The following is a 23,742-nucleotide window of genomic DNA, read 5'->3' as shown; positions in this document are numbered from 1 at the left end:
GTAAATTTGTCTTAAATTAAACAATAACAATTATGAGTAGAGTTAAAGAATGTTTGGTGTGTAAAACATCATCTACTGAAGCACCTGTAACAAAATTTTATTATCAAGAAAGCGAATTTTATATTTGTCCGCAACATATACCTGTTCTAATTCATAACCCTCAAGAATTAGTTGGTTTATTACCTGATGCTGATAAATTACAAAAAGGATAATAAATTATTTAAACAATTAGTACATCAAAAAACTCGCCTTTCGGCGAGTTTTTTGATTGTATAAAGTTTGTTGCTTATTCTCCTAAGAATGGATATTTGTAATCTGTAGGCGTTACAAACGTTTCTTTAATAGTTCGGTTACTTACCCAACGTAATAAATTCCAAACAGAGCCCGCTTTGTCATTAGTTCCTGAACCTCTTGCACCTCCAAATGGTTGTTGACCAACAACTGCACCGGTAGGTTTATCATTAATATAAAAATTACCAGCGGCATTTTCTAATTTGTTAGTTGCAATGTCAATAACATAACGATCACCGCTAAATATTGCTCCTGTTAACGCATATTCACTTGTTTTATCAACAACATCTAACATTTCTTCCCATTGTTCATCTTCATAAACATAAATAGTGATAATTGGTCCAAATAACTCATTAACCATTGTTTTGTATTGTGGATTTGTAGTCACAATTACAGTTGGTTCAATAAAATACCCAACAGAATCATCATAACCACCACCCGCAATAATTTCAGCATCAGCATCTTGTTTTGCTTCATCAATATAACCAGATAGTTTTTTGAAAGCTCTATTATCAATAACTGAATTTATAAAATTTGAAGGATTTTCAGGAGAGCCCATTTTAAATGATGCAATATCTTTTAAAATAGACGTTTTTATATCTCCCCATAAACTTTTTGGTAAATAAGCTCTTGAAGCTGCTGAACATTTTTGACCTTGATATTCAAAAGCTCCTCTTGAAATTCCTGTTGCAACTTCTTGTGCATTTGCAGAAGGATGCGCCCAAATAAAATCTTTCCCTCCAGTTTCACCAACAATTCTAGGATACGTTTTATAATTATTCATGTTTTTACCAATAGTTTCCCAAAAACTATTGAATACCGGTGTAGAACCAGTAAAATGAACTCCAGAAAAATCTGAACTATTTAATAAAACATCCGTAATCATTCCTGAATTTCCTGTTACCATATTAATAACACCATCAGGTAAACCAGCAGCTTTAAATAATTCCATAATTACTTGTGCTGAATATACTTGTGAACTTGCAGGTTTCCAAATAACAACATTCCCCATTAAAGCAGGTGCCGCTGGCAAATTACCAGCAATTGCTGTAAAGTTAAAAGGAGTAATTGCATATACAAAACCTTCTAACGGACGGTATTCCATACGGTTCCAAATTCCTGGAGAAGATTCTGGTTGATTGGTGTAAATTTGAGTCATAAATTCTACGTTAAAACGTAAAAAATCAATCAATTCACAAGCTGCATCAATTTCAGCTTGCATTACGTTTTTAGACTGTGCAATCATTGTTGCTGCATTCATTTTATAGCGGAAAGGTCCGGCTAATAAATCTGCAGCTTTTAAGAAAATTGCTGCTCTATGCTCCCAACTTGTTGCTGCCCATTTTACACGAGCCTCAGCAGCTTTTTCAACTGCCAATTCAATATGTTGTTTTTCTGCTGTATGATATTTTCCAACTGTATGTTTGTGATCATGTGGTGGATGAATATCTATTGTATTACCTGTTCTATATTCTTTACCTCCAATATAAAAAGGAATGTCAACTTGCTCGTTGTACATTTTTTTGTAAGTGTCTAACAAAGCTTTACGCTCTGGAGTTCCCGGCGCGTATGAATTTATAGGCTCGTTAACTGCTTTTGGTACTTTATAAAATCCTGTAGCCATTATATTATTTTTTAAAGTTATTTCTATTTAAATTTGCTCTGCAAAGTTACAAAATAGGTTTTGTTTTTTTTGCCGCAAACTAATACTCAATAAACTAATTTTAATAGCATGTGTACTGTTACTTTTTTGCCTTTGGCTCATAATAACTTCATTTTAACTTCTAATAGAGATGAGCAACGATTACGCGAAACATTGCCTCCTGCTATTTATAAAGAAAATAATATTAAAATGTTATTTCCGAAGGATAAAATTGCAGGTGGAACTTGGATTGGAACAAGCTCTAAAAACAGGTTAATTTGTATCTTAAACGGAGCCTTTATCAAACACGTAAAAAAAGATACCTATAAAAAAAGCAGAGGTGTTATTGGTAAAGAAATATTACAAACTTCAAACTTTAAAAATTATATTGAAAAATCTGATTTAGAAGATGTTGAGCCATTTACAATGGTAATTATAGATTGGAATGATAAACAATTAAATTTGCATGAATTGATTTGGGATTCGGAAAAAAAATATTTCAATAAACTTAAAAATGAACCTAAAATTTGGTCGTCATCAACATTGTATACTGATGAAATAAAACAAGTTAGAAAACAATGGTTTAAAGATTGGGTTACAACTACTAAAAACAAGTTTAATCAAAAAGAAATTTTAAATTTTCATCATTCAGAAATTGGTGATAAATCGCAATCAATTTTAATGAAACGTTCTTATGTTGAAACAGTGAGTATTACTTCCGTAAAAAAAGAAAATGGTACTATTGAAATGTTATATGAAGATGTTGTTCATGAAGAAAAAATAGTGTCTGAATTTTAGCCAATAATAAATGAAAGTATTGAAACTATTGCAAACCCAATAAACCCTAAGAATAAATAAAAGTTGTTTAAAATAATAAATTTAACAACTGTTTTAACTCTTCCCTGCTCATAGAAATGGCGTAAAGCCTTGTATAAATACAATAAGAACAAAAGAATAATTACCCACCAAGTAGATTCCATTTCAACAAATAAGTTCAATAAATAATAAATCACAAAAAGTAAAAATACAACAGTTTGTGTATGAAAAACAAAAACCAAATGTTCCATATATGTAAACTTTCTTCTAAAGTACACCGCTTTTAAAAACAGTGTGAAAATTGGTAAGAAAACAAAAAGAGAAATAGAAATATAAGAGGTTAGGGTTTTAAAATAACTTTTCCCTCCGTCTAATTGTACTTGTTCTATCTTTTTGGTAATGTTTACAACTTGCTGATAGTAAAATTTATTTCCAAATGTTTTTTCATAACCTAAACTATCTAATGCTTGTAGATTTGTGTATTCAGGGAATTTTTTATTATAATTAATGAATTTTTGAATTTTACTATAAAAACCATTTGAATTACTAATAGAATCGGACAACATGTTTAATGTAAATTCTTTTTTAGATTTGTTGCTTTCTTTTTCAATAAGCTTAAATGCTTCACCAAAATCTGTTATTACCCTTGCTTTGGTTGAATCTTTTGGATTGCCTTTTACAAGTTGATCTTGAGCATTTTCTAAAATTGAATCTAATTGTTTTGTTCCCTTTTGAGTTAATGAATCTAAATTTTTAGTATTCTCAATAATATTATTTACGGGGTTTTTATTTTCATCAATTTTAGTTGTAATTCCTAACAATAAAAAGAAGAGAATAGAAACATTTAAATAGAGTTGAAAAGGGTTTACAAACCGAGATCTTTTACCTTCAATATAATCTTTTGAAACTTTCCCTGGTTTTGTTAAAAGCGGGATAAAAGTTTTCCAAAAACGAGAATCGTAAGAAGTAAATCCAGAAAATATGTTACTTATAAAATTGTTAAAGGTTAGCTTTTTAGTTGTGTTTTTTTGACCGCAATACGAGCAGAAATTTTCTTGGCCTATTAATGGTTGTCCACAATTTAAGCATTCCAAACCTTTAGCTTGAATAACATTTTTTTTGGGTTTGAATTTGATAAGTTTAAATTTCATTTTTAGTTACTAATATTAGGAACCATTAATTGAAACGTAGGTATAAAAACTTTAAATGTTTTTGTAGTAGCAAAATTAACCATATTATAAAAACCACTCATTGAACCAATTGGTGAAGTTAAAAAACAATTAGAAGTGTACGTATGTGTTTGCGATGGTTTTAGAATTGGCTTTTTTCCAATAACGCCAGACCCTTCAACAATTTCTGTAGTATTTAATGAGTCATATATTTTCCAATGGCGCTCTAAAAGCTGTACTGTTTCATTGCTTTGATTTTCAATAGTAACTTGGTAACTAAATGCATAATACAACTTGTAATTTCGATAGCTTGTGCCTTCAAAATTAGATATTACTGATATTTTTATACCATTTGTTACTTGCTGTACCATAACAACTTACTACTTTCTTATTAAACTCAAATATACTAAATTTAAAAAGTTAATTGTTAATTTTTTGTGAATTACCAAAACCAACACCTATTACTTGTGTATATCTGCTTCCAAACTTTGTGTAATATACCAAAACAGTATAATCATTTTCGGTTTGGTAGTGAGAACCATCAATATCATGATTGCTTACTACGTTATTTTTATCTTTAGTAACGTATTGATAGTTATAAAATCCTTGTTTTAATAATATGGACGCTTCATATAAACCAGATTCTGAATTATAATGAAGTTTATTCGTTTCGTTTAACTCCCAATTATTAAAATCCCCTTGAATAAAAATACTTTTCCTATCAAGGTTTTCAAGACTTTTTAATGAAAAATGAACCCAACTATAATCTGCATCAGTATTATTATTTCCACCATTTAATGTTCTAACAATAAAATTACCATTTACATCAGGAAACAACGTGTAAGGTAAATCTATTCGTTCTTCATTTGTGTATAAATATGTATTGTATAAATCTCTTCCTAGCTCAACAGTAGCAATATTTAATGTTGAGCTTCTAATGTCTTTTGAATCAAAATATAAAAATTCATTTCCTCCCCAAAAGCTAGTTTCTTTATTGTACTTATACAATAGTTGTGTACCTCTATAAAATTGAGGTTTTAAACCTGAAATTGCAGTTTTCCAGTTGTTATTTTGAAGTAATACTGGTACTATTTCACTATCAGGATTGTTAATTCTAAAATCTGGATGATTGATATTAAATTCAACTGCTTGTTTGGTATTTATAGTTGAAATATCTCTACTTTTATAAACAGCAACACCAACTGTTACTTTTGGTTGATACACTACAAAATGACGTTTAAAAATTAGTTCTTCATCTTCATTTAAAACCGACAACATATAATTACCTGATATTTTAATTCTAGTATCTTCATTTGGAATACTTAATTTGTAATTTGTGTAAGGTTGTAACGTATTAAAAGAATTTTCATAATCTCTAATTCTATCTTCAGCATAACCGTGAACAAATTCAGATTCAGATAAGTCTGAAACCTGCCAATCTAACGTACAATGCTCAATTTTATAGGTATAATCATGTTCATTAGCATTTAAATCATCAAAAGATAAATTTATTCTTTCACCAAGTTTAATAATTGGCGCGTAACTATTTGAAGCTGCAGGTTTAAAAACAATAGTTTTAATATAATTAGGCTCCATAAAATTAGATTGTGAAAAACCTAATTGAATAATACACACAAAAGTGAAAAGGAAAAGATATTTTTTCAAGGTAACAACAGTTTATTTATCAGTTGAATCAACAAATTTTATACCAAAAGGTCAACTGTAAAAGTACTAAAACTAAAATTGACAAAGAAGGATAATAAATGTTACAGAAAAAATTGTTAAAAAAAGGAAAATTTATACTATTAATTGCTATTTTTGCACCGTTTTCAACGACTATTAAATAAACTATAAATATGTCAAAAGACATTCGAATTAAAAAAGGTTTAGATATTAAGCTTAAAGGTGAATCCGAGAAAGTTACCGAAAATGCAATATCTAGTAATGTTTACACATTAAGGCCTGAAGATTTCCACAGTATTATTCCAAAATTATCAATAAAAGTTGGCGCAAAATTAAAAGCTGGTGAAGCAGTTCTTTTTAATAAAGCTAATGAAGAAATGAAATTTTCTTCGCCAGTTAGTGGTGAAGTAATTGATATTATACGTGGTGAAAAAAGAAAAATATTAGCAGTAAAAATTCAAGCTGATAAAGAACAACAATTTTTTGATTTTGGAGCGAAAGATCCAAAAACAATGAAAGCTGATGCTATTAAAAGTCATTTATTAGCGGCTGGTTGTTGGCCATTTATTATGCAAAGACCTTATGCTGTAATTGCAAACCCTACAAAAACACCTAAAGCAATTTTTGTTTCTGGGTATGCTAGTTCACCTTTAGCTGCTGATTACGATTACGTATTAGCTGGCAAAGAAAAGGAATTACAAGCAGCAGTAACAGCTTTAAGTAAACTAACTTCTGGTGAAGTTCATGTGTCTGTAGGGGAAAAATCAAATTCGCCACTTTCAGTCTTAAGTGATATTACATTGCATAAAGTTTCTGGACCACATCCTTCTGGGAATGTTGGTACTCAAATTGCTCAAATAGATCCTATAAATAAAGGTGAAGTAGTTTGGACAGTTGCACCACAAGATTTAGTTATTATTGGTGAACTTCTTTTAACAGGTAAATTTAATGCTGAGCGTATTATTGCTTTAGCAGGTTCATTTGTTACAAGTCCTAAATATTACAAAACTAAAATTGGTTCTTCTATTTCTTCAATTGTTGATGGTAAATTAAATGAAGGTAATTCAAGAATTATAAGTGGAAATGTTTTAACAGGAACTACTCAAAATTTAAAAGGGGTTTTAGGTTATTATAATAATATGGTAACTGTAATTCCTGAAGGAGATGATTATGAATTTTTTGGATGGACAATCCCAGTTTTTAATAAGATTTCAACTTCAAGAGCTTTAACTTTTTCTTGGTTATTCCCAAATAAAAAGTTCGACTTAAACACCAATACAAATGGTGAACATAGAGCATTTGTTGTTACAGGTAATTACGAAGATGTTTTTCCATTAGATATTTTCCCAATGCAAATTCTAAAATCTTGTATGTATAAAGATTTAGATGAAATGGAGCAATTAGGAATGTATGAAGTAGCTCCTGAAGATTTTGCTTTAACTGAATTTGTTTGTGTTTCTAAACAACCACATCAAGAAATTATAAGAAAAGGTTTAGACTTAATGTTAAAAGAAATAGGATAAAATTATGGGATTAAAAGATAAATTACATAATATTAGTGAAAAGACTAAGGGTACAAATTGGGAAACTACATTTGGTGCTATCCACACTCTTTTTTACACACCTAAAGAGACAACTCATTCAGGAGGACATTTGAGAGGTGCTGATGATTTAAAGCGTACAATGACAAATGTTATTTTACCTCTAATTCCAGTTTTAATATTTGCAATGTTTAATGTTGGGTTTCAGCAAGATGTTGCAATTAATGGTTTTCCAGAAGGAATGTCATTCTTTAGCGGCGATTTTTGGAATTTTGATAATTTTTCTGTTGGAGCTTTAAAATTATTACCACTTATAATTGTTTCTTACGTTATTGGATTAGGAATAGAAGTAATATTTGCAACTATTAATAAACACGAAGTAGAAGAAGGTTATTTTGTAACAGGTATGTTAGTTCCGCTAATTGTACCAATTGATACGCCTCTTTGGATGCTTGCTGTAGCAGTTATTTTTGGTGTAGTAATAGGGAAAGAAGTTTTTGGAGGTACAGGAATGAATATTTTAAACCCAGCATTAACTATAAGAGCATTTTTGTTTTTCGCTTATCCAACTTGGATGAGTGGAGATAAAGTATGGGTAACAGGAGCGAAAGCAATGCAAGGAACTCCAGATGCTATTTCAGGTGAAACAATTTTAGGAAGTTTAGCTCAAGGTAAAGAATTTGTGTATTCAACTTGGGATATGTTCTATGGGTTTGTTCCAGGTTCAGTAGGTGAAACATCTGCTCTTTTAATATTATTAGGGGGTTTATATTTAATATTTACCAAAGTAGGAAGTTGGAGAATAATGCTATCAGCTGTTGTTGGAGCCTTAGTAATGGGACTTATTTTTAATGCAGTAGTTGATGCTGGTTGGATAAATGAAGGAAGTAAATTCTACAGTCTTATGAGTACAGAATTTTGGCACCATTTATTAATAGGTGGTTTAGCATTTGGTATTGTATTTATGGCAACTGATCCTGTAACAGCTTCACAAACAAATAAAGGAAAATGGATTTATGGTTTTTTAATTGGATTTATTTCAATTTTAATACGTGTATTCAATCCGGCATATCCTGAAGGTGTAATGTTAGCAATTTTATTAATGAACGTATTTGCACCTACTATTGACCATTATATAGTACAAGGAAATGTTAAAAAAAGGCTAAAACGTTTAAAAGCAAAAACAGCATAAAAATGGCAAGAAACACAGAGAGTAACCTATATACAATACTATTCACAACCGGAATGGTTGTTATAGTAGGAGCATTACTAGCTTTTTTAGCATCATCCTTAAAAGGGAAAATCACAGAAAATAAACGTATAGAAAAGCAACAAAATATTTTATACGCAATGGGTGTTAATGAAAATGATGAAACAAGCGTTAAGTTTGTATCAAAAGACAAAGTAGCAAGTGAGTTTTCAACATATATTACAAAACAACTAATAATTACAGGAACTGATGTTGTTGAAGATGATATGGCTTATTTAATAGACCTTAAAAAAGAAACTGCAGCTGCAAAAAATGAAAACTACCAACGTAGACTACCATTATTTATGGGAATGAAAGATAATATTCAATATTATATTATTCCAGTAAGAGGTAAAGGATTATGGGATGCAATTTGGGGATATGTTGCTGTAGACAACCAACTGGTAGTTCAGGGAGTATTTTTTGATCACGCTGGAGAAACTCCAGGATTAGGGTCAAACATAAAAGAACGTTTTTTTATGGATGATTTTAAAGGTGAACACTTTTTAGACGGAGATTTATTTAAAGGAATTTCAGTATCTAAAGGAAATTCAGATCCGAAAAATTTAGATAAAACTGATTTCGAAGTAGATGCAATAGCAGGATCAACTATCACCGGTGATGGATTAGCAGCAATGCTTAGAAAAGATTTGAAAATGTATTTACCATATTTAAAAACATTAAAGCAATAATTTATGGGACTTTTATCAAAAAAAGATTTAAAATTAATAACAGACCCTTTAGCAGATAATAACCCAATTACTATTCAAGTATTAGGTATTTGTTCTGCATTGGCAATTACAGCTGAGTTAAAAGCGTCTATCGTAATGTCAGTGGCAGTATTATTTGTAATGGGTTTAGGAAATCTTACAATATCATTAATGCGAAATATAATTCCATCAAAAATTAGAATTATAGCACAGCTTATTGTAGTTGCAACTCTTGTAATTATTGTTGATTTAGTATTAAAAGCATTTGCATATGAACTAAGTAAAACGTTATCTGTTTTTGTTGGTTTAATTATTACAAACTGTATTATTATGGGACGTTTTGAAGCCTTTGCATTGGCTAACGGACCTCTTAGATCGTTTATAGATGGTATTGGAAATGCATTAGGGTATGCATTAATCTTAATAATTGTTGGATTTTTTAGAGAATTGTTAGGATCAGGATCATTACTAGGATTTAAAGTGTTAGGTGATTCTATTGAGAAAACTGGAGTATATGCGTATGGGTATGAAAATAACGGATTTATGTTATTAGCACCAATGGCATTAATTACTGTAGGAATAATTATATGGGTACAACGCTCAAGAAATGAAGCATTAATTGAAGATAACTAAAGAATATGGAACATTTAGAATTATTTTTTAAGGCAATATTTATAGATAACATGGTGTTTGCAACGTTCTTAGGAATGTGTTCATACTTAGCTGTATCTAAAAAAGTATCAACTGCAGTAGGATTAGGAGTGGCCGTTATTTTTGTAATGGCTATTACAGTTCCTTTAAACTGGTTATTAGACACATATATATTAAAAGATGGCGCTTTAGCATGGTTAGGGCCTGAATATGCAGTATATGATTTAAGTTTCTTATCATTTATTATGTTTATTGCTACCATTGCAACAATGGTACAATTAGTAGAAATTATAGTAGAAAAATTTTCACCATCATTATATAACTCATTGGGAATATTTTTACCATTAATTGCTGTGAACTGCGCTATTTTAGGAGGTTCATTATTTATGCAATCTCGCGAAATTCAAACAGTAGGTCTAGCATTAAATTATGGTATTAGTTCTGGAATAGGCTGGTTTTTAGCAATTTTAGCAATAGCAGCTATTCGTGAAAAAATTAGATATTCAAATGTACCTGCTCCATTAAGAGGTTTAGGAATTACATTTATTATTACGGGTCTTATGGCCATAGGTTTTATGAGTTTTGGTGGAATGCTAACAGGAGGTGAAGAAGAAGTAGCTAAAGAAACAGAAACTGTACAAATTGAAGCAGTAAAAGAAGCTATTGATATAGCAAATAACGAAAAAGAAATACACGAATAATGATGATATTAGCAGCAAATACCTTAGGTACAATTGTAGCAACCGTAGTAGCATTTTTAGTTTTAACACTATTATTAGTTGCAGTATTATTATATGTAAAACAAAAACTATTACCATCCGGACCTGTAAAAATTAAAATAAACGGAGAGAAAGAAATTGAAGTTGCATCAGGAAGTTCATTATTGACAACCTTAAGTGCTGAAAAAATATTTTTGCCTTCTGCTTGTGGTGGTGGTGGAACTTGTATACAATGCGAATGTCACGTACATTCAGGTGGTGGTGAAGCTTTACCAACCGAAACACCTCACTTTACTCGTAAACAATTAAAAGATGGCGCTCGCTTATCTTGTCAGGTAAAAGTGAAACAAGATATGGATATTTCTATTCCTGAAGAAGTTTTTGGAATTAAGAAATGGGAAGGAACCGTTGTAAGAAACTACAATGTAGCTTCATTTATTAAAGAATTTGTTGTTGAAATTCCTGAAGATATGGGCTACAAAGCTGGAGGGTATATTCAAATTGAAATACCTGAATGTGAAATTGACTTTAAGGATATGGACATTACAGCACATCCTGAAGAACATGAAACTGCAGATAAGTTTCAGGTTGAATGGGATAAATTTGGTCTTTGGAATTTAAAAATGAAAAATACTGAATTAGTAGAACGTGCATATTCTATGGCTTCATATCCTGCTGAAGGAAAAGAAATTATGTTAAACGTTCGTATAGCTACGCCACCTTGGGATAGAGCTAAAAACGGATGGATGGATGTTAACCCTGGTGTTGCATCATCATACATATTTTCACGTAAACCAGGTGATAAAGTAACTATTTCTGGACCTTATGGCGAGTTTTTCATTAATGAATCTGAGGCTGAAATGTTATACGTTGGTGGTGGAGCTGGTATGGCACCAATGCGCTCTCATTTATATCACTTATTCAAAACATTAAAGACAGGTAGAAAAGTTACATATTGGTATGGTGGTCGTTCTAAAAGAGAATTGTTTTATTTAGATCATTTTTACGAATTAGAGAAAGAGTTTCCTAATTTTAAATTTTACTTAGTACTATCTGAACCTGCACCTGAAGACAATTGGGTGAATAAAAAAGATGCAAATGATACTGATGGAGATGGTTTTACCGGTTTTGTACACTTAGCAGTAATTGATGAGTACTTATCTAAACATGAAGCTCCTGAAGATCTTGAATTATATTTCTGTGGACCACCATTAATGAACAAAGCTGTTCAAAAAATGGGTGAAGACTTTGGTTTAGCAGACGAAAATATTAGGTTTGATGACTTTGGTGGATAATCAATAATTTGAATCAAATTGATACACAAAATTAAATCCGATACCTTTGTATCGGATTTTTTTTAAACAATTTTTAAATGAGTAGACCTCTTACTGACCAAGAAATACACAACTTAGCTATGAACATAGTTGGGAAAGATTTAGAAGCAAAAGGCTATGAGTTTATTGCTGTGAATAGTCAATTAAAAAGAAATCCTCAATTTGTTTGTATAGATAAAAATAATACACGGTTTTTTGTAATAGTCAAAACAACTCAGGTTAATGATATACCAATAAGTTATGATGCTATTTGGATGGAGACTTTTAAAATTCATGCTAGAAAAAACAATGCCAAAGTTGTGTTTGCAGGTGTTGGAATTGGACACAAGGATAACAAAAAGGCACCACCAAATTTAAATGAAGAATACTTATTACAATACGAGGGCTTACAATTGTTAGATGTTGAGTTAAACTAAAAAACCACACTTAAAGTGTGGTTTTTATATTTATAAGAATTTTATTATTCTACTTTGTTTTCTAACAAGTCAAAGAATTGTTCAAGTTTTGGCATTAAAACAATACGAGTTCTTCTATTTCTAGATCTACCTTCAACAGTATCATTACTTTCTAATGGCATATACTCACTTCTACCAGCAGCAATTAAACGACTTGGCTCAATATTAAAATCATTTTGCAAGACTCTTATAACTGACGTAGATCTATTCACGCTTAAATCCCAATTATCCTTAATGCTTGCGTTACTTATAACTTTTTTATTATCTGTATATCCTTCAACCATAACTTCTAACTCAGGTTGTGCCGCAATTACTTCAGCAACTTTACCTAATACTGTTTTAGCTTCACTTGAAATTGTTGCGCTACCGCTTTTAAACAACAATTTATCAGCTATAGAAATATAAACAACCGTTTTTTCAACATTTACCTGAATATCATCATCATGTAAACCATCTTTTAAAACTTTCTTTAATTTAAACCCTAACGCTAAATTAATTGAATCTTTACGAGTAATTGCTTTTTGAATATACGTAATATACTCATCTTTTTTACCCATTTGAGATAAGGTTTCTTTAATATTATCTGAAGCAGATTTAGATAAAACAGTTAAATTATCTACATATTCTAACGTCTTTTCTTTGTCGTTTTTTAAGTCAATCACACGTTGTTCTAGTGCTGATATTTTTCCTTCATTTTCAATTCTACACTTCATTAAATCAGCTTTAGAATCAACTAATTCCTGACTTTTTTTGTTGTAATTCCCTTCCAATTCAGTGTATTTTTTTTGTGACACACAAGAGCTTAACATTACAGAAGTTGTAACAACTAACACAAATAATTTTTTCATAATTTAATATACTTTAGTAAAAACAAAGTTAAAAAAAAGAATGTTAGAAATTACAGTTTAAAAATAAATTATGAAGATTTTATGATATTCTAAAATTGTATATTTGTTAAATTGAATTTTTATAAAATAGGATTTTGAAAAACGTATTGGTTCTTGTATTAGTAATTGTATTTTTTTCTTGCGAAAAAAAAGATGAGAATTTAAAAATTCTTAAAGGAAACGCAATTGGAACTACATTTTCAATTAAATATGTTTCAGAAAGTAATTTAAACTTTCAAATTAAAATTGATAGCTTAATAAAAGCTGTTAATAAATCAGTTTCTACATATATTCCAACATCAGATATTTCAAAAATTAATAAAGGTGATACTACTATTGTAGTTGATCATTTTTTTGAAGAAGTATTTTTTAAATCAGAGAAAATTTATACAAATACAAATGGTGATTTTGATCCTACTGTTGGAGTATTAGTAAATGCTTGGGGTTTTGGACCTGAAAAAGCTATTGAAAATTTAGACTCAGCAAAAATAAAAGAACTCTTAACCTATGTTGGTTTTGACAAAGTAAGTCTTAAAAATGGAAGAATAATTAAGCAATACTCTGAAATATATTTCGACTTTAATGCTATTGCCAAAGGGTATTTAGTTGATATTATTGGGCGTGTTTTTGAACAAGAAGGAGTTAAAAATTATATGGTTGAAATTGGTGGTGAAATTAGAGCAAGAGGCGTAAACCAACATGGTAAATTTTGGAGAATTGCAATAGAAAAACCTAATGAAGATGGTACGCGTTCTTTTGCAACTACTATCCAGTTGCGTAATGAATCTATGGCTACTTCAGGAAATTACAGAAAGTTTAGAACAACAGCTGACGGCACAAAATATGTTCACACTATAAATACGAAAACAGGTTTTGCTACAGAGAGTAATTTACTAAGTGCTTCAGTTATTTGTAAAACAGACTGTGCAGATGTTGATGGATACGCAACTGCATTTATGGCTATGGGTTTAGAAAAATCTCAAGAGTTTTTAAAAGAGAACACTTCGCTAAAAGCATTTTTAATTTATGCGAATGATAAAGGGGAAATGCAACTATATAAATCAGCTAATTTTAATGACTAATTTATTTAAAACAAACAGGTAAAACTTCACCTTTTACTAAACAGTACTTCCTTATTAAATCGCCAGAAATTGTTTTAGAGTAATTAACTTCATTTACAGTAAAACCAACTTTTCGTAGGCGGTTAAAATAATCTCTTCCGTAAATACGAACATGGTCATACTGTCCAAAATGTTTTTTCTTTTCTTCAGGTGAAGTTATTGAGAAATCTTCATAGGTTGTTTCTCGTTCCAATTCTTGCGGTATTTGAAAAATTCCCATTCCTCCAAGCTTTAGAACTCTATACAATTCTTGCATTGCTTTTTTATCATCTTCAATATGTTCTAAAACATGATTGGCAAAAACAACATCAAACGTATTATCTTCAAAAGGTAAATTACAAATATCAGCCTTAACATCAGCAATTGGTGAGTATAAATCTGCAGTAGTGTAGTCTAAATTATTTTGATTTTTAAATAACTTTAAAAAACATTGTTCAGGAGCAATATGCAATACTTTTTTAGGTTTCGAAAAAAAATCAGTTTCATTTTTTAAATACAACCAAAGTAATCTATGACGCTCTAACGAAAATGTACTTGGGGATAATGCATTTGGGCGTTGAATACCATAACCATAAGGTAAAAATTTTCGAAAACTTTTACCATCAATTGGATCAGTATACGTTGTTCCTTTCAAAAAAAAAGCAATTAATGGGCGTACCCAAAAACTAACTTTAATTAAAATTGGCCGTGGAATAATATTTAGTATTAATTTAAATAACTTTTTCAAAAACTATATTATGAATCAAATTTATAATCTTCTCGTATTGGGCAAAAAGTATCTGTTAATTTACAAGCTGTTAAAGCTTTTCCGCTATGAGTAACATTTGGCGGAATGCTTACAATTGTACCTGGTTTTAAAATTTGAGTTTCGCCATTAATTGTTATTTCAAGCTTACCTTCAATTAATTGTGTAGTTTGTTCATGTATGTGAGAATGTTCGGGTAAAACTGAACCTTTTTCAATTTCCCAAAATGCAATAGTTGAACTATTAGTGTGAAAAAAACGGCCTTTAAAACCTTTTATCACTTCAACTTGTTCAATTTTTAAAATCTCTTTAAACATACTTCAAAATTATTTATTGTCTAAACTCATCTTCTTCATTACTTTCAATTCCTAAAGCTTCATATACATATTTGAACGTTGAAAGTAGCTCTGGTTTACCATTTACAATGGCAACATCATGTTCAAAATGAGCGCTCGGTTTCCCGTCTTTTGTCAAGATTGTCCAACCATCATTTAATTGGTTAATTTGTTGTGTTCCTAAATTTACCATTGGTTCAATAGCAACTACCATTCCTTCAACAAACTTTTTACCTCTTCCTCTACGTCCATAATTTGGCATTTCAGGATCTTCATGCATTTCACTTCCTAAACCATGACCTACAAGTTCTCTAACAATTCCATACCCGTGTTTTTCACAATAATTTTGAATTGCAAAACCAACATCTCCTACTCTATTCCCAATTTTAAATTCACGAATACCAGCGTATAAACTCTCTTTTGTAATTTGTAATAATTTTTTTGTTTCAGACGCCACATTTCCTACTTCAAAAGTATAAGCGTGATCTCCATAAAAACCATTTTTTAAAGCCCCACAATCTATAGAAATAATATCACCATCTTCCATTGGTTTATCACTTGGAATTCCATGTACAATTTGCGCATTAGGACTCATACACAACGTGTTTGGAAAATCGTATAATCCTAAAAACCCAGGTATTGCTCCTTGTTCTCTAATAAAATCTTCAGCTAATTTATCTAAGTATAAAGTAGAAACACCTGGTTTTACTTCTTTAGCTAACATTCCTAAAGTTTTAGATACAATTAAGGCACTTTCGCGCATTAATTCAATTTCTTCACGAGTTTTAATTACTATCATTCTATCCTATTAATTTATTGTGCAAAGGTACTTTAAAAATAATAATTTCAAAGTTTGAATATTGCTTTAATAATAAAAAGATGACGTCCTTTAAAAGGTGATATTTAACAGTTTTTATAATGAAAATCATTCGTAAATTTGCAAAATAATTTAAATACATAAACTATGTATAAAGCAGTAACAGCTGAAGAAGCTGTAAAAGTTATAAAATCTAACGATAGAATATATATTCAGGCGGCAGCATCTGTTCCTCAAGAATTAATTGATGCAATGACAAACAGACATGAGGAATTAAGAAACGTAGAAGTTTGTCACTTACATTTGGAAGGAGAAACACCTTATGCAGATCCAAAATATAAAGATAGTTTTCATGTAAATTCATTGTTTATAGGCCATAATGTTCGTCATACTTTAAAAGCAGGAAATGGTTCATATACACCCGTTTTTTTAAGTGAAGTGCCATTATTATTTAAACGAAACATTTTACCACTTGATGTCGCATTTATTCAAGTTTCACCTCCAGACAGACATGGATATTGTTCTTTAGGAGTTTCTGTTGAAGCTATTTTAGCAGCAATAGACAATGCTAAACACGTAATTGCATTGATAAATCATCAAATGCCACGTGTACATGGGGAAGGAATTATTCATATTTCTGAATTAAATACTTTTGTTGAAGTTGACAGACCAGTACCTGAATTTATTTTGCCTACACCTAATGAGGTTGAAAATAAAATTGGTGATCATATTGCTGAGCTTATTGACGATAAAAGCACACTTCAAATGGGAATTGGTTCAATACCAAATGCAGTATTATCAAGATTAGGAAATCATAAAAATTTAGGATTACACACTGAAATGTTTTCAGATGGAGTGATTGATTTAATTTTAAAAGATGTTATTAATAGCAATTTTAAAGGTGTTAATGCAGGTAGGGCACTTGCAACTTTTTTAATGGGCTCAAAGCGATTATATGATTATGTTGATGATAATCCGTTTGTTGAAATGCGGTCATGCGATTATGTGAATGATGTAGCTATTATTAGAAAAAATCCAAAAATGGTTGCTATAAACTCTGCAATACAAGTAGATTTATCAGGTCAAGTTTGTGCTGATTCTATTGGAACAAGAATGTATTCAGGAGTTGGTGGACAAATGGATTTTATTAGAGGTGCTTCATTAAGCGAAGGCGGAAAAGCAATTATTGCAATGCCTTCAATGACTAATAAAGGTATTAGTAGAATTGTTCCGTTCTTAAATCCTGGTGCTGGGGTTGTAACTACAAGAGCTCACGTACAATATATTGTAACAGAATATGGTGTTGCCAATTTGTATGGAAAAACGATAAAACAACGATTAAATGAGTTGGTAAAAATAGCTCATCCAGATCATAGAGAGCGTATTGAAAGAGAATATTTTGATGCACCAAAATAAAAAATAACCCAAAGATGAAAAAAGCCGGTATTCATATTTTGAATATCGGCTTTTTGTTGTTTATAATTTGATGAAATTAATCTTCGTATGAATGTTTATAAGGTTCTCCGCTTACTATTTTTAAAAAATCTTTTTCAACAGTTTCTCTAGGATATTCAACAAAACGACCTATTTCCTTTCCTTCTTTATAAAAAATAAAAGTTGGTACTCTTTCAATTTCAAAACCTTCTTGTAAATTATCAGGTGTAGATTTATTTCTGTCAACAGCAATAAATTCTAAACTATTATAATTGAAATCAGCCGCGTCTAAAATTTTATAAAAAACCGGTGTTTGCTCTTGACTATCACCACACCAAGTTCCCATAAATGCTTTTATAGTTACTTCTTTTAATAATGGTTTTAACTTTTCTATAACCTCATTATTTAATTTATAATCTTCGTAATTAAAATTAAACCACTCATTAAAAGGTTTTTGAAGAAAACTTTCTTTGTTGACAATACCAACTAAATAGCCATCAGCATTAATTACAGCTGTTTCTTCATTTTTTTGCGCAGCACAACTTATTGAAACTATTAAAACAAAACTTAAAAGTATTTTTTTCATTTTTTTTAAAATTAATTTCAGTAAAACTACAAAATTATATTAAAGAATGTTGTGTCATTGCTTTAGGCTGTTCAACGCCCATTAATTTTAAAATTGTGGGAGCAATATCTCCTAAAACACCGCTTTCAATATTCTTTAAATCTTTGTCAACTAAAATAAATGGAACTGGACTTGTTGTGTGTGATGTATGAGGAGAACCATCAGGATTCATCATAATTTCACAGTTTCCGTGATCAGCAATTATTAACGTTGTATAATCGTTTTCATTGGCTACTGTAACAACATCTTTCACACATTGGTCAACTGCTTCACAAGCTTTAATAGCGGCTTCCATAACACCTGTATGCCCAACCATATCTCCATTTGCGAAGTTTAAACATACAAAATCGACTTCTTTTTTATTTAATTCAGGAATAATTGCATCTCTAATTTCAAAGGCGCTCATTTCTGGTTGTAAATCATATGTTGCAACTTTTGGCGATGGACATAACAATCTTTTTTCTCCTTCAAACTCTTGCTCTCTTCCTCCTGAAAAGAAAAATGTTACGTGTGGATATTTTTCAGTTTCAGCAATTCTAATTTGCTTTTTACCGGCTTTTTCTAATACTTCACCTAAAGTTTCTTTTAAATTATCTGAATTATAAATTACATTGATATTTGTAAAAGTTTCATCATAATTTGTCATTGTATTATAATGCAAAGGCAAAGTTTTCATATCAAACTCTGGAAAATCTTTTTGTGAAAGAACGTTTGTAAGTTCTCTTCCTCTATCAGTTCTATAATTGAAGAAAATAACAACATCATCTGCTTTAATTTGTGTTTTCGGATTGCCTTTTTCATCCATCATAATAATTGGATTGATAAATTCATCAGTCACATTATTTTTATAACTTTCTTTAATGCTTTCAACTGCATTGGTAGATTTTGTACCAGTAGCATTAACCAAAGCATCATAGGCTATTTTAACACGCTCCCAACGATTATCACGATCCATCGCATAGTAACGCCCCGTAATTGAAGCTAATTCACCTGCTGATTTGGTCATGTGCTCTTGAATGTCATTAATAAAATATTCTCCTGATTTCGGGTCGCAATCTCTACCATCAGTAAATGCATGTAAAAACACATTTTTAGCATTGTTTTCAGCAGCTACGTCTAACAATCCTTTTAAATGATTTATATGTGAGTGAATTCCACCATTAGAAACCAAGCCTAGTAAATGAATATTTTTATTGTTTTCTTTTGCATAAGAAAGCGCATCTAGTAAAACTTTTTCTGTTCCCAACGTTTTATTTTCAACAGCCATGTTAATTTTAACTAAGTTTTGGTACACAATTCTATCAGCACCTAAATTCATATGACCAACTTCACTATTTCCCATTTGCCCAATAGGCAATCCAACATGTTCACCGTCAGTTCTTAAACTTGCATTTGCGTAACTATTGTATAAACTATCTATATAAGAAGTTTGTGCGTTAAAAATTGCTGAAACTTTTGGGTCTTGTGTAATTCCCCAACCATCTAAAATCATTAAAATCACTTTCTTATTCATCAGAATATCTATTTATTTTTTGAATGCCAAATATACGAAGTATTCAACGTAAGAACTTTATTATTAGGTCTTAAATTCATCTGAAATTTACTAAAACGATTGCGGGAATTTTTTAAAGCACAAAGAAAATCACTCATTTATATCACTTTTTAGTGTACTCACATCAAATAGCTGTTAAGGAGTTGTTAATTAAGATTTTAAAGCATAACAAATAGCTGGTTTTGTCGTCTTTATTAAAAACTATATTAACTTTTATCTATTAAACATTATGAAAAAAATAATCTTATCAATCGCCTTACTATCTGTTATTTTGGTTTCTGCAAAGAATGAAACTCCTAATAATAATTTTAAAATTACACCTTCAACGTATACAATGAGCGTTAATGCTTTTTGTAAACTTATTCAAATGGGAGATTATGAAACAGTAAAATCTTTAATTGAAGACGGTATAGACGTTAACAAAAAGTCTGTAGGTTTAACACCATTAATGTATGCAGCAAGACATAATAAAGCCAAAATCACCAAATTATTAATTAATAATGGTGCAAAATTAAAAGTTAAATCTGACGGAAAAGGATTTACGGCTTTAAGATGGGCTGAACTTTCTAATGCTAATGATGCCTTTGAAATAATAGAGTCTGCATTAGAAAATCAAAAAAGAAGAAAAAGAAGAAATAGAAAATAACATCTATTCAAATTGTTATTGTTAGGTCGAATTTAATATTCGGCCTTTTTTATTTTATGAATGGTTTACAACTCAATTTTTAAAAATTTGTAACTTACCAACATAAAATGAAATAAATGTCAAAAGCAATAAAATTTAATAAAGTAACCAAAAGGTTGCCAAAACACTTACACAAATTTATTGTTAAACAACCTTATAAAAATTACACAGCGCAAAACCAAGCAGTTTGGCGTTATGTAATGCGAATAAATATTGATAATTTAAGCACAATTGCTCATGAATCATATATTGATGGATTAGAAAAAGCTGGAATTTTAACCAATAACATTCCAAAAATGGAAGGAATGAATCGTATTTTAAAAGAAATTGGTTGGGCAGCAGTTTCAGTTGATGGGTTTATTCCGCCAAATGCTTTTATGGAGTTTCAAGCTTATAATGTCTTAGTTATTGCATCAGATATTAGAACATTAGAACATATTGAATATACACCTGCCCCAGATATAATTCACGAAGCTGCGGGTCACGCACCAATTATTGCAAATCCCGAGTATGCTGAATATTTAAGACGATTTGGAGAAATTGGTTGCAAAGCAATTTCATCAGCCAAAGATTTTGAAATGTATGAAGCTATTCGATTGCTTTCTATTTTAAAAGAAGATCCAAATTCTTCAGAAGGTGAAATAATAAAAGCTCAACAAATAGTTGAAGAGTTACAAAATAGTATGGGTGAGCTTTCTGAAATGGCTCAAATTAGAAATTTACATTGGTGGACAGTTGAATATGGTTTAATTGGAGGTTTAAATTCTCCAAAAATTTATGGTGCAGGATTACTTTCATCTATTGGAGAAAGTAAATGGTGTTTGACAAAACAAGTGAAAAAAGTTCAGTATACTATTGAGGCTGCCACACAAAATTTTGATATTACAAAACCTCAACCTCAATTATTTGTAACTCCAAATTTCGCACATCTAAGTTTTGTTTTAGAGGAATTTGCTAATAAAATGGCATTAAGAAAAGGTGGCTTAAATGGTATTCAAAAATTAATAGATTCTAAAAATTTAGGAACAATTGAATTAAGTACAGGCATACAAGTTTCAGGAGTTTTTACAAATGTTATTGTTGATAAAAACAAGAAGCCAATCTATATTCAAACAAGTGGAAATACTGCATTAGCTAGTAGAGATAAAGAATTAATAGGTCACGGAATAGATTACCATTCAGAAGGTTTTGGAAGCCCCGTTGGGAAATTAAAAGGCATTAATTTAGCCATAGAAGATATGTTTCCTAAAGATTTAGAAGTTTATGGAATTTATGAAGCAAAAAAAACTACGTTAGTTTTTGAAGGAAATATTAAAATTGAAGGAGAAGTAATTACTGGAAAACGAGATTTGAAAGGGAAAATTCTACTAATTTCTTTTAAAAACTGTACTGTTACACACAATAACACAGTGCTTTTTAAACCCGAATGGGGAATTTACGATATGGCTGTTGGGAAAGAAATAACTTCAGCTTACGCAGGGCCAGCTTCTGCAAATTCATTCAAAAATATTGGTAAACTTTCTAAAGAAAAAACGCATAAGATTAAGTATTCTGCAAAAGAATTAAAGCTCCACAAATTGTACAAAAAAGTTGCTAAAATGCGCAAAAATATAGTTTTAGACATTGATAAACTGACTTCTGTTTTTGTAATTCTTAAAGGAAATTACAGCACAGATTGGTTATTACCTCTAGAAATTTTTGAACTTGTTTATAACTCAAAAAGCAAATTAGAATTAGAATTATTAAATTATTTAACTCAATTAAAGGAACTTAAGAAATATACTCAACTCATAGATAGAGGTTTAAAATTAATCAAAAAAAATAATTAGTAACCTTCATTACCAAAATTTACATATAAACAGTTATATTTGCGCCTAAATTAAAATTAAAAAAATGAGTTTTTTCGGTTTATTTGGAGGCGATACTGGTGGAGAGTCTATTGAAGAATATTTAAATGATGGTGCAATTGTTATTGATGTTAGAACTGTTGAAGAGTTTTCTGGCGGACATGTGAGCGGTTCAAAAAACATTGTTTTAAATGTAATACCAAGTAAAGTTGCAGAAATTAAAGCTATGAATAAAAAGGTAATTGCTGTTTGTAGAAGTGGTGCTAGAAGTGGACAAGCAACATCCTTTTTAAAACAACAGGGTATTGATGTAATTAATGGAGGACCTTGGCAAAACGTAGACAAATTTGTAAAATAAAATAAGTCATATATAACAAAAAAGAGAAGCTGTAGCTTCTCTTTTTTGTTATAACTTAATATTATAATTATTTTGTAAATCTTTTCTTTTTTTCTCTAAATCTGCTATAAACTTTTTATGCTGTTCAGAATTTGAGTTGAAAGGTTTGTGTGCCAACCCTCTTTGAATTGTATCAACTTCTTTTTGAATAGTTACTATTTTTTCATCAATCCAAACATATTGAAACTGTTCCCAAATATAATTAATTGCAGTTTCATTAGGGTGAATCATATCACTATTGTAAAAACGATACTCACGTAAATCATCTTGCATAATTTCATACGAAGGAAAGTAATAAAGCTTATTCCTTTTATCCGTAATTTGATGAATGGCAGCTAATAAATGTGCTTTACTTTGAGAGTTTTCAACAAAACCATCTTTTAAATGACGAACTGGACTTACAGTAAAAACAATGTTTATTAATGGATTTACATCCTTAATAAGGACACACATATTTTCTAATGAAGCAATAATTTCTTTTACTAAAAGTAACTCTTTTAAAAACTTTTTTTGAGGTACTTTATGGCAATTTCCAGCAATTACACCTGTTTCAATAAAACGATATACCCAAGAGCTACCAAGTGTAATTATAATGTGTGTAGCTTCTTTTAGTTGTTTATTTGTTGCTAAAATTGTCTCATTTAAATTTTGAAGTAATTCGTTTTTATCACTAGAACTTAAATCAGAATGTGCATCAAAACAGTGCCAACGCTCATTTAATTGGAAAATATCTTTTTCTGAATATATTTCTTCATTTATAGCTTTTGTAATTAGATTTTCAATAGCAATTGGATTGAATAAAATCCCAAACGGATTACTTACAGCATTAAATTTAAAGTAATTTAATTTTTTGTAGATGTTCTCTGAAAAGCAAGAACCAATTAGCATCAATTTAGAAGTATAATCTATTTGATTACGTTCTTTTTGAAGTTGAATGTTGGTTCTGAAATTCATTTTATATAGTTGTACAATTATCGTCATGCTAAACTTGTTTCAGCATCTTTTTATGAGACCCTGAATCAAGTTCAGGGTGACGA

25 protein-coding genes are annotated in these 23,742 nt (G+C 30.1%); 14 read left to right on the top strand and 11 right to left on the bottom strand.

The window, feature by feature from the left end:
* Nucleotides 1–32: 32 nt before the first annotated feature.
* Nucleotides 33–212 (top strand): hypothetical protein, encoded by a 180-nt coding sequence (locus tag GQ540_RS08430; RefSeq protein ID WP_291800010.1) that lies wholly within the window; start codon nucleotides 33–35, stop codon nucleotides 210–212.
* A 74-nt stretch (nucleotides 213–286) separates the two neighbouring features.
* On the opposite strand, the gene pruA is transcribed toward GQ540_RS08430, so the two are convergent.
* Nucleotides 287–1,915 (bottom strand): L-glutamate gamma-semialdehyde dehydrogenase, encoded by a 1,629-nt coding sequence (gene pruA, locus GQ540_RS08425; RefSeq protein WP_291800008.1) that lies wholly within the window; start codon nucleotides 1,913–1,915, stop codon nucleotides 287–289.
* A gap of 108 nt (nucleotides 1,916–2,023) precedes the next feature.
* Between pruA and GQ540_RS08420 the strand changes: the two genes are divergently transcribed.
* The gene (locus GQ540_RS08420) at nucleotides 2,024–2,731 is read left to right on the top strand and encodes an NRDE family protein (protein ID WP_291800006.1); all 708 of its coding nucleotides are present in this window, start codon (nucleotides 2,024–2,026) and stop codon (nucleotides 2,729–2,731) included.
* Here the strand turns inward: GQ540_RS08420 and GQ540_RS08415 are convergent.
* The 3 genes from GQ540_RS08415 to GQ540_RS08405 are packed head-to-tail and all read right to left on the bottom strand — an operon-like array spanning nucleotide 2,728 to nucleotide 5,583.
* Nucleotides 2,728–3,900, bottom strand: coding sequence for a DUF3667 domain-containing protein (locus GQ540_RS08415; protein ID WP_291800004.1), 1,173 nt, complete (start codon nucleotides 3,898–3,900; stop codon nucleotides 2,728–2,730). The genes GQ540_RS08420 and GQ540_RS08415 overlap by 4 nt on opposite strands.
* Before the next feature lie 2 nt (nucleotides 3,901–3,902).
* Nucleotides 3,903–4,289: a Co2+/Mg2+ efflux protein ApaG gene (gene apaG, locus GQ540_RS08410; protein WP_291800002.1), complete on the bottom strand. Its 387-nt coding sequence runs from the start codon at nucleotides 4,287–4,289 to the stop codon at nucleotides 3,903–3,905.
* 49 nt (nucleotides 4,290–4,338) lie between these two features.
* Complete coding sequence (locus GQ540_RS08405) at nucleotides 4,339–5,583, bottom strand: DUF5103 domain-containing protein (RefSeq protein ID WP_291800000.1); 1,245 nt, start codon at nucleotides 5,581–5,583, stop codon at nucleotides 4,339–4,341.
* A gap of 191 nt (nucleotides 5,584–5,774) precedes the next feature.
* Here GQ540_RS08405 and GQ540_RS08400 point away from each other — a divergent pair, with 191 nt between their 5' ends.
* From GQ540_RS08400 to GQ540_RS08370, 7 genes are all read left to right on the top strand, one after another.
* Nucleotides 5,775–7,124, top strand: coding sequence for a Na(+)-translocating NADH-quinone reductase subunit A (locus GQ540_RS08400; protein WP_291799998.1), 1,350 nt, complete (start codon nucleotides 5,775–5,777; stop codon nucleotides 7,122–7,124).
* A 4-nt stretch (nucleotides 7,125–7,128) separates the two neighbouring features.
* On the top strand, nucleotides 7,129–8,334 hold the full coding sequence (locus GQ540_RS08395; protein ID WP_291799996.1) for an NADH:ubiquinone reductase (Na(+)-transporting) subunit B: 1,206 nt from the start codon (nucleotides 7,129–7,131) through the stop codon (nucleotides 8,332–8,334).
* A 2-nt stretch (nucleotides 8,335–8,336) separates the two neighbouring features.
* Entirely contained in the window at nucleotides 8,337–9,083 is a 747-nt protein-coding gene (locus GQ540_RS08390; RefSeq protein WP_291799994.1) for a Na(+)-translocating NADH-quinone reductase subunit C, read from the top strand.
* A gap of 3 nt (nucleotides 9,084–9,086) precedes the next feature.
* The gene (locus tag GQ540_RS08385) at nucleotides 9,087–9,734 is read left to right on the top strand and encodes an NADH:ubiquinone reductase (Na(+)-transporting) subunit D (protein WP_291799992.1); all 648 of its coding nucleotides are present in this window, start codon (nucleotides 9,087–9,089) and stop codon (nucleotides 9,732–9,734) included.
* A gap of 5 nt (nucleotides 9,735–9,739) precedes the next feature.
* A complete protein-coding gene (gene nqrE / locus GQ540_RS08380) occupies nucleotides 9,740–10,453 on the top strand; it encodes an NADH:ubiquinone reductase (Na(+)-transporting) subunit E (protein ID WP_291799990.1) in 714 nt (237 codons plus the stop codon).
* A gap of 2 nt (nucleotides 10,454–10,455) precedes the next feature.
* Entirely contained in the window at nucleotides 10,456–11,766 is a 1,311-nt protein-coding gene (gene nqrF / locus GQ540_RS08375) for an NADH:ubiquinone reductase (Na(+)-transporting) subunit F (protein WP_291800049.1), read from the top strand.
* Nucleotides 11,767–11,843: 77 nt separating this feature from the next.
* Nucleotides 11,844–12,221, top strand: a complete 378-nt coding sequence (locus GQ540_RS08370; RefSeq protein WP_291799988.1) for a Na(+)-translocating NADH-quinone reductase subunit F — start codon at nucleotides 11,844–11,846, stop codon at nucleotides 12,219–12,221.
* 44 nt (nucleotides 12,222–12,265) lie between these two features.
* Here the strand turns inward: GQ540_RS08370 and GQ540_RS08365 are convergent, their stop codons facing one another.
* On the bottom strand, nucleotides 12,266–13,108 hold the full coding sequence (locus GQ540_RS08365; RefSeq protein WP_291799986.1) for an OmpA family protein: 843 nt from the start codon (nucleotides 13,106–13,108) through the stop codon (nucleotides 12,266–12,268).
* Nucleotides 13,109–13,242: 134 nt separating this feature from the next.
* On the opposite strand from GQ540_RS08365, the gene GQ540_RS08360 reads away from it, so the two are divergent.
* A complete protein-coding gene (locus GQ540_RS08360; RefSeq protein WP_291799984.1) occupies nucleotides 13,243–14,229 on the top strand; it encodes an FAD:protein FMN transferase in 987 nt (328 codons plus the stop codon).
* A 1-nt stretch (nucleotide 14,230) separates the two neighbouring features.
* Here GQ540_RS08360 and GQ540_RS08355 read toward each other — a convergent pair whose 3' ends face one another.
* The 3 genes from GQ540_RS08355 to map are packed head-to-tail and all read right to left on the bottom strand — an operon-like array spanning nucleotide 14,231 to nucleotide 16,147.
* Entirely contained in the window at nucleotides 14,231–14,995 is a 765-nt protein-coding gene (locus GQ540_RS08355; RefSeq protein ID WP_291799982.1) for a class I SAM-dependent methyltransferase, read from the bottom strand.
* 8 nt (nucleotides 14,996–15,003) lie between these two features.
* A complete protein-coding gene (locus GQ540_RS08350; protein WP_291799980.1) occupies nucleotides 15,004–15,330 on the bottom strand; it encodes a cupin domain-containing protein in 327 nt (108 codons plus the stop codon).
* A 13-nt stretch (nucleotides 15,331–15,343) separates the two neighbouring features.
* Nucleotides 15,344–16,147 (bottom strand): type I methionyl aminopeptidase, encoded by an 804-nt coding sequence (gene map / locus GQ540_RS08345; protein ID WP_291799978.1) that lies wholly within the window; start codon nucleotides 16,145–16,147, stop codon nucleotides 15,344–15,346.
* A 165-nt stretch (nucleotides 16,148–16,312) separates the two neighbouring features.
* Here map and GQ540_RS08340 point away from each other — a divergent pair, with 165 nt between their 5' ends.
* Nucleotides 16,313–17,581 carry an acetyl-CoA hydrolase/transferase C-terminal domain-containing protein gene (locus tag GQ540_RS08340; RefSeq protein WP_291799976.1) on the top strand — a complete coding sequence of 423 codons (1,269 nt, stop codon included), beginning with the start codon at nucleotides 16,313–16,315 and terminating at the stop codon, nucleotides 17,579–17,581.
* A 76-nt stretch (nucleotides 17,582–17,657) separates the two neighbouring features.
* Here GQ540_RS08340 and GQ540_RS08335 read toward each other — a convergent pair whose 3' ends face one another.
* Both GQ540_RS08335 and gpmI read right to left on the bottom strand, forming a co-directional pair.
* Nucleotides 17,658–18,185, bottom strand: coding sequence for a thioredoxin family protein (locus tag GQ540_RS08335; RefSeq protein ID WP_291799974.1), 528 nt, complete (start codon nucleotides 18,183–18,185; stop codon nucleotides 17,658–17,660).
* A 34-nt stretch (nucleotides 18,186–18,219) separates the two neighbouring features.
* Nucleotides 18,220–19,737, bottom strand: a complete 1,518-nt coding sequence (gene gpmI / locus GQ540_RS08330; RefSeq protein ID WP_291799972.1) for a 2,3-bisphosphoglycerate-independent phosphoglycerate mutase — start codon at nucleotides 19,735–19,737, stop codon at nucleotides 18,220–18,222.
* Between the two features lie 268 nt (nucleotides 19,738–20,005).
* Here gpmI and GQ540_RS08325 point away from each other — a divergent pair, with 268 nt between their 5' ends.
* From GQ540_RS08325 to GQ540_RS08315, 3 genes are all read left to right on the top strand, one after another.
* Nucleotides 20,006–20,422, top strand: a complete 417-nt coding sequence (locus GQ540_RS08325) for an ankyrin repeat domain-containing protein (RefSeq protein ID WP_291799970.1) — start codon at nucleotides 20,006–20,008, stop codon at nucleotides 20,420–20,422.
* 116 nt (nucleotides 20,423–20,538) lie between these two features.
* Nucleotides 20,539–22,290, top strand: coding sequence for an aromatic amino acid hydroxylase (locus GQ540_RS08320; RefSeq protein ID WP_291799968.1), 1,752 nt, complete (start codon nucleotides 20,539–20,541; stop codon nucleotides 22,288–22,290).
* Between the two features lie 64 nt (nucleotides 22,291–22,354).
* Nucleotides 22,355–22,666, top strand: a complete 312-nt coding sequence (locus GQ540_RS08315; protein WP_291799966.1) for a rhodanese-like domain-containing protein — start codon at nucleotides 22,355–22,357, stop codon at nucleotides 22,664–22,666.
* Between the two features lie 48 nt (nucleotides 22,667–22,714).
* On the opposite strand, the gene GQ540_RS08310 is transcribed toward GQ540_RS08315, so the two are convergent.
* Nucleotides 22,715–23,659, bottom strand: a complete 945-nt coding sequence (locus tag GQ540_RS08310; RefSeq protein ID WP_291799964.1) for a GSCFA domain-containing protein — start codon at nucleotides 23,657–23,659, stop codon at nucleotides 22,715–22,717.
* Between the last annotated feature and the right edge of the window lie 83 nt (nucleotides 23,660–23,742).

Origin of the sequence: Lutibacter sp., from assembly GCF_013139515.1 — a bacterium.
Classification (GTDB): Bacteria; Bacteroidota; Bacteroidia; order Flavobacteriales; family Flavobacteriaceae; genus Lutibacter.
This window is presented reverse-complemented; position numbering and strand designations above follow the sequence as displayed.